The organism is Marinomonas sp. ef1 (genome assembly GCF_002806845.1).
In the GTDB taxonomy this organism is placed as follows: Bacteria; Pseudomonadota; Gammaproteobacteria; order Pseudomonadales; family Marinomonadaceae; genus Marinomonas; species Marinomonas polaris.
On record NZ_NHTT01000001.1, the window covers coordinates 167078 to 179322 of the forward strand.

The window sequence follows — 12245 nt, forward strand, 5'->3', positions numbered from 1 at the left end:
ATAACCAATATAATAATCCGTTAAGGGCTTATTAGGGCTCTTAAACTGCTTTAATAGAGCACTTTTCAGGAACTTGCTGAGTAATACAGTGGATGTTTCCGCCACCTAATAATATATTTCTGGCGTAAACACCTATTACTTTATGCTCAGGAAATGCCTTTTGTAGAATCTCCTTTGCTTGTTCATCAGTTTTTTCGCCGAATGTTGGAAATACAACACTGTTATTCGTAATTAAAAAGTTGGCGTAAGAAGCTGCAAGACGTTCTCCGACTTGGCGATTCATATAATCACTTTCTACTAAGTTTTTTGCTTCATCTTCTGATACAAAAAGCGGCCCCGGCATCGGAAGCTTAATAATCTCTAGTGTTCGGCCTTTTGCATCGATTGCTTGGCTTAGGACTTTTAGCGCCGCTTTACTGATGGCATATTGTGGATCGTTTGAGTCTTCACAATCGGTTAATGCGACAACACCTGGACGAACAACATGCATAATGTTATCGACATGGCCGTTAGTCTCATCATTATAAAGCCCATCTTTAAGCCAAATGATTTTTTCAACATTTAAGTACACCTTTAATAGGTCTTCGATGTCTTCTTTGCTGAGATGCGGATTACGGCTTGGGTGCAGCAAACATTCTTCAGTTGTATATAAGGTGCCTTCACCGTCCACATGAATGGAACCGCCTTCTAAAATTAACGGCGCGTGGTAAACATAGTCACCTGTGACAGTGGCCATTTTTGCGGCGACCGCATTATCTTGCTCCCAAGAATCGTATAAGCCGTCTAGTTCGCCACCCCAAGCATTAAATTGCCAACTATTTGCACGGCGTTCGCCTTGATCGTTCACCACATAGGTCGCACCTATGTCACGCATCCAGCAATCATCGGACGGCATCTCAATGACTCGGATTTTACTAGGCAAAGCGAGGCGAGCTTGTTCATAATTCTTGGCATCGGCAATGAAGGTGACGTCTGTTGATTGTGCGATTGCTGTAGCAACAGCAACAAACTCTTTTTGAGCATGTTTGCCTTTTTCTCGCCAGTTGTCTTCGCGGGTTGGCCAAGCCATCCAAACTTGCTCTTGCGGTTCGTGTTCCGCAGGCATACGAAAGCCATCTAATCTTGGTGAGGTGTACAGCGTAGAGCTCATTAATATGTCCTTAAAGGTCGCTTTTATAAATAAAGCATAGATTTTGGCCAATTCTATGGCAGACATACAAACATTCAAGAGTCTTTTTGTGTATTCCATGAAATTAGCTGTTTATTTCGTGATTTTTCCTGCTTATCTCAGAGCATTGATGGCTTATGAGCCACATTTTTTGCGTCTTTACAATTACTCGACGGAAACAGTTACCGAGTAGTTTTGTAAAAACTACTTATTAGCTTGCTGTCTAGTAGTTATGTTGGATGAATGTTTTTTAATAAAATTCTTTAATATCAATACCTTGTACGTTTTTTTAAAAGTTGGCACAAGCTTCGCAATACTCTAAGGGAAATCAACGATATGAACTTCAGATCTTTTGTTCAGGTCGTTGAGTTGATTACTTGGGAAGGCTGGATATAAACGCAGCCATGACGCCCAAATTTTAAAAAACTAAATGGAGGTTACCATTATGAATATTAAACGCACTCTACTAAATACCGCTTTGGTTCTTGTTACTGCTGGTACATTGGCAGCATGTGATCAGAGTTCTGATGACAACAAAGTAGAAGACGCTATGTCCAATGCTGGTGATGCTGTTGAGCAGACAATGGATAATGCTGGTGAAGCGCTAAATAACGCGGGCAATTCAATTGAAGACACTATGACAGATACAGGTAATGCCATTGAAGACAAGTGTGAAGAAGCGAAAGAAGGCATGAACGCCAAAGACACTGATTGCTAAAACGAACAGAAAAAAGGCCGAGTTGATCGGCCTTTTTTCTAACGTTCTTTTTAAGGTAACTGTTATTGCTTTATAAAAAATCGGTATGTTCGTATTTATCGAGTTTGTTATATAGAGTTTTGATACTGATACCAAGTTGATGGGCAGTATCTGTTTTGTTTCCGTCATTGTTTTTCAGTGTTTTTAAGATGGCGATTTTTTCTATGTCATCTAGGCGCATACCAGTAGGAATACCTGCTGTTTTGTCTATCTCGGTTTGATCACTGAGATCATTGGTTATTAGGTGTTCTGGATGAATAATATGATCGGCTAGAATGTAAGCCCGCTCAATGGCATGTTTTAACTCTCGCACATTACCGGGCCAAGTATAGTGGTTAATCTTTTCTAGACTTTGTGCTGAAAATTGTTTGTGTTGGCCATCTTTAGCGTTGCGGTAAGACAAAAAGTGTTGAGCAAGGCCACATGCATCACCTTCTCGGTCTTTTAATTTTGGAACCATGATAGGAAATTGAGCTAAACGAAAATAGAGATCTTCGCGGAATACTTCATCGCGGATAGCATCGCTTAATGTACGGTTAGTTGCAGCAATAATTCGTACGTTGGCCATTTTTACTTGTTGAGCGCCGACTGGTTTGTATTCACTACTTTCGAGCACTCGTAAAAGTTTTACTTGCTGTTCGTATGGCATCTCGGTGACTTCATCTAAAAAGAGTGTACCGCCTTCTGCTTGCTCGAAAACGCCTTGATGATCTTTGTGTGCTCCGGTGAAAGCACCTTTAACATGGCCGAATAATTCACTGTCGATTAACTCCGGGCTAAGCGCACCGCAGTTGATGGCGACAAAAGGACCTTCAGCGCGTTGGCTGAAAACATGTAAAGTATTGGCGATAAGTTCTTTACCTGTACCGCTTTCGCCCATGATAAAAGCATTGGCTTTGGTTGCTGCGACTTTTCGAATAGTGCGATAAAGCGAATGCATGGCAGTTGATGAGCCGACTAATAAGCCAAATTGATCCAGATAACTGGTTTGGGTATTGGCATTTTCGTGAGAGCGGCTTAGTTCACTAAAGACTTCTTTTAAGGAAGATTCAATCAGCTTTAAATTGTAAGGCGCACGATAGTGAAATCCAGCACCTTTATGCATTAGGTGATCTAATATTGGATCTGGTTCGCCTTTGCTGAAAAATAAGAACTCTGTTTTATATAGAACAGGGCTGTTAATAAGTTCTTTTAAGGCAACATCATGCAATGAATTTACTTCGATAAGAGCAACATCACATTGAGCGACAGATAGCTGATCTAGCCAATTTTCATCTTGATGGCTAATGTTTAACTCATACTGTCGAACGCCATTTAAAGAAAGTAGATTTGAAGCTAATAATGGATCTTGAACATGCATAAATAGCTTTGGTGAAGACATTATTATTTTCCCTAAATAGAACAGAAGAGTGATCGTGAAAATTTATAGAGTTATGGAATCATAGGTAGATAAGCTTGTCCTAGCCTTTTGCAGTAACTTTGCATTAAACACGGCCTTAATTATCCTTATTTGCACAAAGCTCACCCTTTTTTGAAAGGAGACAGACATGCTTAAAGACCATAGAACAGAAAAAATGCTTTATCCCAATAGGGATTCACGTATTTTATGTGACATGCTTTCTATGTGTTTTGACGGTTTTTTTGCTAACTCGGCATTATGTGGGCGAGTAGGGAATACACTTGATAAGCATGTGTTTAAAAAAGTGTCGTCTTTGTATCGGCGGTTAGCTGAGCGCCTGCTACATAGTGTAGGAACGCTGCCGGAAGATACTGGTACAATGAACCCGGAGCCTGGCTATATAGCAACAGCATACTTATCTGCCCTTAATGCGGCGGATAAACATGCATCGAGTCGTGTCATGTCTGTGAATTGGCAGGTAATAAAGCGTATCGGGAAATTAGTTCGAGAGTTAGACAATAAGTTATTTGCCAGCATGATTGTTGATTATTTGGCGTGCATTCAGATGGTATTGGACAATGCGCAGAAACGCAGAAAAGCCGCTAAGTTGGTTAAATAAAAAAAGAGCCTAATTTAAGCTCTTATTTTGTTTGTTTACTTAACGATAATTAGGTTATTCGTTATCAACGACTCGATAGTCTAATTTACCAACAATAGTACCGTTATTACCTGATGTGGTTACATTGAAACTTGCGTTATTCTTTTCTTTTTTGGGGTTAACGGTCGATATGACTTCGCCATTAACAACAAGTTGATACGTTTCTGAAAACGTAATATGCATGTCTTCTGATTTAGGGTTCTCAAACAAAATATTGTCTTTTAAACGAATGACTCGACTTTCGCCGCGAACCCATTGACCCACAAGTGGTTGTGCTTTGAATGTCATGTTGTCATGAGTAACCGTCGCTTCAGATAAGAAAATTCGAATTAAGTCACCATTCATAGCGACTTTTTCTCGGTCCTCTACACGTGCATTTAGCAAAGCTATGGCGGTATTCGTCTTGCTGATGTATGAGCGTAACTGCTGAATACCTAAGTTAATTTCTTTCGAATTTAATTGCTCTGTCGCTAATAGTCTTGGTAGCTCGGGCGCGTTTCCAACTCGATTTTTGAGTTCTGTAAAGTTAGCGTTAGCCAATTTTCTTTGTGTATTAAGTTGCTCAGCCAGATCGGCATTACTATCAGGACTGCTGGCTTTCGAGCCGTTGCTATTATTTGTCTCAGTAATAACACTCGTTTCTACAGTAGCAACCTCGTTGTCTGTAGTTTTGCTTGGTATAGTTTGTTCAGTGCTTACTGTGTTTGGAGTAGAGTTTTTCTCAGTTTGCTTGTTTTGTAAATCTTGAAAAATTGGCATCGAGCAAGCACTTAGTAAAAGCGTTGCAAGTAAAAGGCCAGAACGAAATGTAGGCATTTAATAATCCTGAGATTAGAAGCGAAAATAAGTGACTAAGTATGCGGCATGGCGGATAGTATGTCGAGCTGAAGTACCTGTTGCCGATGCGAGTATCTTATTTAAAAGTGTAAATAAAATCTTTTATGAATCTTTGAGATAATAATGTAATACAGAGAGAGTGAGAGACAAGTTAACGGCTCGTCTCTCTTTGGACTTTATTTTTGTGACTGATTCCACAAAATACATTCGTCTAGCGTCACGCCTTTCCCGCCAAAAATATCTAGCGCACTGCCGATAGTTAAATCAACTAAGCCATTGGACAAGTCATTAACACGCTTAAGGTCAGCCAAAGAACGAGCGCCACCTGCATAGGTTACTGCAACCGGGCAGCCTTGACCAAGTAATTGAACCAAATCTTCGTCAATACCAGCCTGTAAGCCTTCAACATCTGCAGCATGAATAAGAAACTCATCACAGTGGTTTGCCAATTCAATAAGGTTTTCTTGGTTTACTTGAGTAGATGTAATGGTTTGCCAGCGATCGGTCGCAATATACCAGCCGTCTTTTGTACGACGACAGCTTAAATCTAATACTAAACGATCAGTACCTGTTTCGCGTTTGATTTTGTCTAAGCGATCCCAAGAAAACTCACCATTTTCAAACAAATAAGAAGTGACAATAACGTGAGAAGCGCCAGCTTTTAAGTAGCTTTCAGCATTGCTACTGTTAACACCGCCGCCAAACTGTAAACCATTAGGATAAGCGCGCAGTGCGCTTAAGGCTTCTTCTTGGTTACCTTTTCCTAACGCAATAACATGCCCTCCAACGAGCCCATGTTCACGATACATATTGGCATAATGCTCAGCATTGTGTTCGCTGATAAAGTTCTCTGTGGCGCCTTTGTCATTCAGACTGCCACCAACAATTTGCTTAACTTTGCCTTGGTGTAGATCGATACAAGGACGGAATTGGGTCACAAAAAACTCCTATTTGGTCAGAAAAAATGGCGATTGTAACCGATAATGTACTGAGAAACGATGTACCAAAGCAAACACTTCTTAAGCCTGTTATAATCGTCGGTCATTCAAATAGAAAGATATATAAAGCAATCATCATGCTACAAATTACCCTCGCCGTGGCGATCCCAGACCACGAAATTGAATTGACCGCTATACGAGCGCAAGGCGCAGGCGGCCAGAACGTGAATAAAGTCTCTTCCGCTATTCACCTTAGGTTTAATGTCGCTAGTTCTTCTTTGCCGGAATTCTATAAAGAGCGTTTGTTGGCGTTAAGTGATTCTCGTCTTACTAAAGATGGTGATATTGTGCTTAAAGCCCAGCAACATCGCACCCAAGAATTGAATCGAGAAGACGCATTGGCAAGACTTAAAGAGCTGATTCTTGAAGCTGTTCGTGTGCAAAAAGCGCGTAGACCGACCAAACCATCGCGCTCTTCGCAGAAGAAACGCGTTGATCAGAAAAAACAAAAAGGCCAAATCAAAAGTATGCGCCGTAGCAATTGGGATTAGAATTTTACCTAACGTTATGAGTAATACTTGTTTTTCCAAAGCATAATAACTTTGTAGTATTATGTCGTTACTTTTTGGGAATAATAAAAATAGGTTTGCTTACCATGAAATTAGAATCTCTTGCACTGCATCACGGTTACACATCTGAAGCTACAACTAAAGCAGCAGCCGTTCCGATTTATCAAACGACATCTTATACCTTTGACGACACCCAACACGGTGCGGATTTATTTGACCTGAAAGTCCAGGGCAACATTTATACCCGTATCATGAACCCAACCACTGACGTTTTAGAGCAGCGTGTTGCAGCAATGGAGGGCGGTATCGCAGCTCTGGCCGTAGCATCAGGTATGGCGGCGATTACTTATGCACTACAGTGTATTTGTGATGTTGGCTCAAATATTGTCAGCACCAGTCAACTTTATGGCGGTACTTACAATTTATTTGCCCATAGTTTCCCAAGACAAGGCATTGAAACCCGCATGGTATCTGCGGACGATCTAGCTGGGTTTGAAGCAGCGATTGATGATAATACTCGCGCTATTTTTTGTGAATCTATCGGTAATCCAGCCGGTAATATAGTTGATATAGAAGCGCTTGCTGCCATTGCTAATAAGCATGGTATCCCACTTATTGTTGATAATACTGTGGCAACACCATTCTTATGTCGTCCTTTTGAATTGGGTGCGCACATCGTGGTGCATTCATTAACAAAATACATTGGCGGTCATGGCACGACAGTAGGCGGTATTATTGTTGACTCAGGTAAGTTTGATTGGGTGGCGAATAAAAAGCGTTTCCCCATGTTGAATGAACCAGATCCCTCCTACCATGACGTTGTTTATACGGAAGCCTTGGGCGCCGCTGCTTATATAGGTCGTTGTCGAGTAGTGCCTTTACGTAATACTGGCGCAGCGTTGTCTCCACACAGTTCATTTTTAATCATGCAAGGTTTGGAAACGCTAGGACTAAGAATGGAGCGCCATTGCTCTAATGCTGAAAAACTAGCGGCATTTTTGCAGAATCACGATAAAGTGAATTGGGTGAATTACGCAGCGTTACCAGATAATAAATACAATGAAATGAGCCAACGAATTACCAGTGGTAAAGCGTCTGGTGTACTAAGTTTTGGTATTAACGGTGGTATCGAAGCTGGAACACAGTTTATTGATGCACTACAAATGGTACTACGCCTCGTCAATATTGGTGATGCTAAATCTCTAGCTTGTCATCCAGCATCAACGACTCACCGTCAGTTGAATGACGAAGAATTAGCAAAAGCTGGCGTTAGCCGCGATCTAGTTCGTATATCTGTCGGTATTGAAAACATCGAAGATATTATTGCGGATATTAGTCAGGCGTTGGACAAGGTAACAGTTTAAAATCCAAACTTAGTTCTACTAAGAGGCTGCGTATTAACGTGGCCTCTTTTGGATTGCGAAAGCAAGAGGTGTAAAGCTATGTCAGCCAATCATGAAACTGATAAAACCATAAAAAGTCCTTGTATTCGACATTGCTGCCTAGATGGCGATGATGTTTGTGTGGGTTGCTATCGAACCATAACTGAAATCATGGATTGGCAAAAATCTACGCAGAGTGAAAAACTGGATATTTTGGCTAACTGCTCAATTCGCAAACAGAAACACGACACTCTTTATCTTTAACTTCCTCCGATCATTTACTGTATTTTTCTCTCCTTCTAATTCCTTCTAGCTAGTTAAATTTCATTATTTTTAATATTTTTTACTTTTTATAAGTTTTTTAAATAGCGCTGTAAGAAAGTGATTTCTATCTACGTCTAACCCTCAGAAACAAAATAAGGGTGCTTGGATCTTTCCAAGTTTTTAGATGATATGGGTAGGTGGCTTACCTTGATTGCAGAATTACAAGCATGGCTAACATCGGGAACAACATCGCTGACTTTGTTGTGTGTTGGTATTGTGTTCTTGTCTTATTTACTCGAAGACCTTGCTATTGCAACGGCAGCGACTTTATCTGCTCTCGGTGACATGCCTTCATCACTTGCTCTAATGGCGATTTTTATCGGCATTGCGACAGGGGATTTGGGGTTGTATGTTTTGGGACATTATGCCCGAAAAGTTAGATGGCTGCGTTACCGAGCTTTAAGCAATTCTTCGTTTAAAGTCGTAAGAAAAAAGCTGACCCAGCGTGCTTTTTTGAACCTCTTCTTGATTCGTTTTATTCCCGGTTTAAGGACCATTGGTTTTACCTTGAGTGGTTTTCTCCTCATCCCGTTACCTGTCTTTTTTAGCGCCGTTTTGCTTGCCACGTCTATTTGGACGCTGGTGGTATTCACGCTGATTTACCAAATAGGCAGTAGTGTCTTTATGCAAGTCTCAGAGCTGAAGTGGGTACTTATTCCTTTGGTATTTGGCCTGTTGTTTTTAATAAATCGTTTTCTTAATAAATCGTTTACGCGAGGTATGTCATGAGTGCCATGGTAGAGGGGCAGTTCATTGCGCCGAATAAAATTAATGCTGGAATGCCGCTGCTCCACGTAGAAAAAGAGGCGAGCATTTCGCCTTATGAATTCATGCCGAGCTGGTTTTTTTATGTGCCTGTTGTGGCGCAAAGTCTGTTACTTGGTTTGCGTCACGGGGATGTCTGTTTACCATTAATCGCCAATCCGAGCATAAAGCTCAGTGGCATGGTGGGCGAATCTAAAACTGATATTTTGAACTTAGCGGGCCTAGTAGCCAAAAAGTGGATTGAACCTTTTATCACTCTGACAAAAAACCAAGAGAATACAGATACTCAGTTAGAAAGCGCCTTGCAAGCAATGGACGCCGTTCATTTGTCATTCCCGATTGTAGCTAAGCCAGACTTAGGTTGTCGCGGAGTTGGAGTGAAACTGCTGCAATCCAAAGCGCAACTTTATGATTACATCCATGGCTTCCCTCTATCTGCGAGATTTCTTCTTCAGCGTAAAGCGCCATACCAAGCGGAAGCAGGTGTGTTTTACGTGCGTTATCCGGGGCAGGAACAGGGCCAAGTTATCTCCATTACCTTGAAATACACACCAAGTGTGGTTGGTGATGGAGCGCACAGCTTGAGACAGCTTATTGAGCGTTGTCCGCGTGCGGGTCAGTTAACCCATTTGTACTTCCCGCGTCATACACAAAAGCTGGATTGGGTTCCCGCAGACGGTGAGGAATATCCCCTTGCGTTTGCAGGCAGTCACAGTCGTGGTTCGATTTTTCGCAATGGCAATCAATACATTACTCAAGCGCTAACACGTAAATTGGATGAGATCTTAAAGGACGTCGATGGTTACTACTATGGTCGTTTAGACATCAAGTTTGCCGACATTGAATCCTTTATGACCGGTGAGAATTTTTCCATTTTAGAAATGAATGGCGCGAGCAGTGAGGCAACGCATATTTGGGATCGCAATACCAAGTTATCAGAAATTTTTGGCACCCTGCTCAAACAGTATCGAATCTTGTTTGAGATAGGTGCTTTGCAAAAAAATCGCGGTTTTAAATCACCGACCCTTCGAGCTTTATTGAAAGCATGGCGAGAAGAAAAAGCCCTGACTCAGCATTATCCCAGCACTGACTGAATGAAATAAAAAAGTGAGTTTGAGGTGTTAGCTAAGGGCAATTTTTGGAAGGAAAGAATTTATGCAATCGGTATTAAAGAATAGAGAAGTAAACGCGTTGCTACCAGCGGATTATTCGCCAACCGTAAAAGGTTGTTTAGAGGTTTTCTCTCAGGCTTCTCGCTGCTTACAGATACTGGATGATGAGGCTTATCAAGCGTCGATAAAGCCTTTCGTTAGCAGCTCTATCGGTGAGCATTTTCGCCATTGGTTGGATGTTTTTAATGCCATATCTCGAGCGGGCATAGTGATTGATTACAACCATCGTCGTCGCGGTCATGCGGTAGAAACATCACGTTCTATTGCATTGACTGAAATCGACGAGCTGACAAATTGGCTTACTTCCTTGTCCGTAAAAGAGCTCAAGAAAAACGTGAATGTTTTGACGGAAGTCTCAGTGTCTCATACGCAAGCGTGTCTTATGTCATCGACTTTAGAGCGGGAAATTATTTTCGCTGCGCTACATGCGAATCATCATTTTGCCATGGTGAAAGTCGCCGCAAATTTGATGAATAAGCCAATCGATGACGATTTTGGTATTGCGCCAGCCACAGCAACTTTTTTGCGAGGTCAATAAGTATGTGTTCAGTTTCTTGGTTGGTAGAAGAGTCAGGCTATCAATTATTTTTCAATCGTGATGAGCAAAAAACGCGCGTCGCTGCATTGCCGCCACAGTCTTTTATTCAGCAGGGAACTCAGATTTTGATGCCAGTTGATCCTATCGGCAAAGGTAGCTGGATCAGTTTGAATGAGCAGGGGGTGTCGTTGTGTTTGCTGAATAACTATCAAGGCAAGAAGCCAGCAGGCGAGCTGATTAGCCGCGGACAACTGTTAAAGCGCTTATCCAGTGCGACAACAGTCGCCCAAGTCGAACAGCAATTTGCTAAGCAGGTTCTTGAGTTGTTTGCGCCTTTTACCTTGCTAGCTTTTGAACTGGGTAATAACAAGGTTAGAGAATTCCAATGGGATGGTGAAAGGGTCTCTATTGCTTATGCCACATCACCGCATTTTTCTTCTGCAGTGGCGTTAGAAAGCGCTGTTGCTTATCGACAATCTATCTATGGCGAACTCGCCGCCAAAACGCCTGTCGATTTGTTGTCCTTTCATTCTCAGCATCATCCAGAACATTCTCACTTATCGGTTTGCATGCATAGAGAAGACGCTGAAACCGTTAGTTTTACACGTATTCAAGTTTCAAAAGACAATCTAAAAATGGCTTATGTAGCTGGGGCGCCTTGCTTGCATTTAACACCAGAAGCGCTGGCGGAACAGACTTATCGTTTTCAAGGCAATCGATTTCGAGACAATCGTTTTCAAGAAAAGGTTCCCCTTGTTGGTATTCCCCTTTAATCAAAGTTTAGGAGTTGTTATGACGCGTTTAGTGATGTTTTTAGCCTTGTTTATAAGCAGCCTGGCATTTGCGCAAGATGAAATTTACACAGGTTATTTTAGTAATAAAGCCCTTAGTGGTTATGACACGGTTGCTTATTTTACTGACCAAAAACCGGTCGAAGGTAGCGCTAAGTACGTGACCGAATATAAAGGCGCAGATTGGTATTTTGCCTCGCAACAGCATCTCGATATGTTCAAAGCAGAGCCCGAAAAATACGCTCCTCAATATGGTGGATATTGCGCGTGGGCGGTGTCTGCCAAAAACGATTTTGCCTCTGCTGATCCAAAAGATTGGGCGGTGGTCGACGGCAAGCTTTACTTGAATTATGACGACGATATTAAACGCAAGTGGGATCAAGATCCGGCTTTGCACATCAAGCAAGCGGATGCCAATTGGCCGACTCTTATTGGTAAACCCTGATTCGTAAAAACGGATCAAAAATAATATTAAAAAATAAGGTTAATAAAGATGAATAAGCAATTCGTGAAATATGTGCCAACGGTGTTTATCGCCTTTGTGTTTGTGCAGTCACTGTTTTTTAAATTCACTGGTTCCTACGAAACTGATTATATCTTCGGCGTGTTGGGCGCTTGGTCTGGTTTGGAATTCTTCGGGAATTATGGTGGTTATATTATTGGTGTGGCCGAACTGATTGCCTCCATTTTGCTCTTTACCCGTTGGCATGGCTTGGGGTCTTTGATGGCGATGGGCATTATGAGTGGTGCGATTATTTTTCACCTGTTTACACCACTGGGTGTGGTGATGCCTGAGTTTAACGAAGTTGGTGAAGTCGTCGGTAGCGACGGTGGTTTACTGTTTATCATGGCGTGTTTGGTTTGGTTAAGTGCGGTGTTTTTATCGCTTCGGGATTTGAAAGATCCGCAAGGCATCCTAAATAAAATTGTGAATAGCGGAGTCTAAT

15 protein-coding genes are annotated in these 12245 nt (G+C 41.7%); 11 read left to right on the top strand and 4 right to left on the bottom strand.

What is annotated here, in order from left to right; genetic code table 11:
• Positions 1-40: 40 nt before the first annotated feature.
• Entirely contained in the window at positions 41-1150 is a 1110-nt protein-coding gene (gene aguA, locus CCS02_RS00765; protein WP_072838061.1) for an agmatine deiminase, read from the bottom strand.
• Positions 1151-1613: 463 nt separating this feature from the next.
• Here aguA and CCS02_RS00770 point away from each other — a divergent pair, with 463 nt between their 5' ends.
• Positions 1614-1886, top strand: coding sequence for a hypothetical protein (locus CCS02_RS00770; RefSeq protein ID WP_012069204.1), 273 nt, complete (start codon positions 1614-1616; stop codon positions 1884-1886).
• A 70-nt stretch (positions 1887-1956) separates the two neighbouring features.
• Here CCS02_RS00770 and CCS02_RS00775 read toward each other — a convergent pair whose 3' ends face one another.
• Positions 1957-3306, bottom strand: coding sequence for a sigma-54 interaction domain-containing protein (locus CCS02_RS00775; RefSeq protein ID WP_100635298.1), 1350 nt, complete (start codon positions 3304-3306; stop codon positions 1957-1959).
• A gap of 166 nt (positions 3307-3472) precedes the next feature.
• On the opposite strand from CCS02_RS00775, the gene CCS02_RS00780 reads away from it, so the two are divergent.
• Positions 3473-3943 (top strand): hypothetical protein, encoded by a 471-nt coding sequence (locus tag CCS02_RS00780; RefSeq protein WP_100187450.1) that lies wholly within the window; start codon positions 3473-3475, stop codon positions 3941-3943.
• 54 nt (positions 3944-3997) lie between these two features.
• Here the strand turns inward: CCS02_RS00780 and CCS02_RS00785 are convergent, their stop codons facing one another.
• Together CCS02_RS00785 and hisA are read right to left on the bottom strand one after the other, a co-directional pair.
• The gene (locus CCS02_RS00785) at positions 3998-4798 is read right to left on the bottom strand and encodes a hypothetical protein (RefSeq protein ID WP_100187451.1); all 801 of its coding nucleotides are present in this window, start codon (positions 4796-4798) and stop codon (positions 3998-4000) included.
• A 197-nt stretch (positions 4799-4995) separates the two neighbouring features.
• The gene (gene hisA, locus CCS02_RS00790) at positions 4996-5757 is read right to left on the bottom strand and encodes a phosphoribosylformimino-5-aminoimidazole carboxamide ribotide isomerase (protein ID WP_100187452.1); all 762 of its coding nucleotides are present in this window, start codon (positions 5755-5757) and stop codon (positions 4996-4998) included.
• Positions 5758-5894: 137 nt separating this feature from the next.
• Between hisA and arfB the strand changes: the two genes are divergently transcribed.
• The 9 genes from arfB to CCS02_RS00835 all read left to right on the top strand — a co-directional run bounded on the left by arfB (position 5895) and on the right by CCS02_RS00835 (position 12244).
• Entirely contained in the window at positions 5895-6308 is a 414-nt protein-coding gene (gene arfB, locus CCS02_RS00795) for an alternative ribosome rescue aminoacyl-tRNA hydrolase ArfB (protein ID WP_100187483.1), read from the top strand.
• Positions 6309-6412: 104 nt separating this feature from the next.
• Positions 6413-7690, top strand: coding sequence for an O-acetylhomoserine aminocarboxypropyltransferase/cysteine synthase family protein (locus CCS02_RS00800; protein WP_072837825.1), 1278 nt, complete (start codon positions 6413-6415; stop codon positions 7688-7690).
• A 78-nt stretch (positions 7691-7768) separates the two neighbouring features.
• The gene (locus CCS02_RS00805) at positions 7769-7972 is read left to right on the top strand and encodes a DUF1289 domain-containing protein (RefSeq protein ID WP_100187453.1); all 204 of its coding nucleotides are present in this window, start codon (positions 7769-7771) and stop codon (positions 7970-7972) included.
• A gap of 207 nt (positions 7973-8179) precedes the next feature.
• Positions 8180-8761 carry a DedA family protein gene (locus CCS02_RS00810; protein WP_198432094.1) on the top strand — a complete coding sequence of 194 codons (582 nt, stop codon included), beginning with the start codon at positions 8180-8182 and terminating at the stop codon, positions 8759-8761.
• A complete protein-coding gene (locus CCS02_RS00815; RefSeq protein WP_100635299.1) occupies positions 8758-9891 on the top strand; it encodes a D-alanine--D-alanine ligase in 1134 nt (377 codons plus the stop codon). The genes CCS02_RS00810 and CCS02_RS00815 overlap by 4 nt, the downstream gene beginning before the upstream one ends.
• A 61-nt stretch (positions 9892-9952) precedes the next feature.
• A complete protein-coding gene (locus CCS02_RS00820; RefSeq protein WP_100635300.1) occupies positions 9953-10507 on the top strand; it encodes a hypothetical protein in 555 nt (184 codons plus the stop codon).
• A gap of 2 nt (positions 10508-10509) precedes the next feature.
• Positions 10510-11280 (top strand): NRDE family protein, encoded by a 771-nt coding sequence (locus tag CCS02_RS00825; RefSeq protein WP_100635301.1) that lies wholly within the window; start codon positions 10510-10512, stop codon positions 11278-11280.
• 19 nt (positions 11281-11299) lie between these two features.
• Positions 11300-11743 carry a YHS domain-containing (seleno)protein gene (locus CCS02_RS00830; RefSeq protein ID WP_072837831.1) on the top strand — a complete coding sequence of 148 codons (444 nt, stop codon included), beginning with the start codon at positions 11300-11302 and terminating at the stop codon, positions 11741-11743.
• A gap of 48 nt (positions 11744-11791) precedes the next feature.
• A complete protein-coding gene (locus CCS02_RS00835) occupies positions 11792-12244 on the top strand; it encodes a hypothetical protein (RefSeq protein ID WP_100635302.1) in 453 nt (150 codons plus the stop codon).
• Position 12245 lies beyond the last annotated feature (1 nt).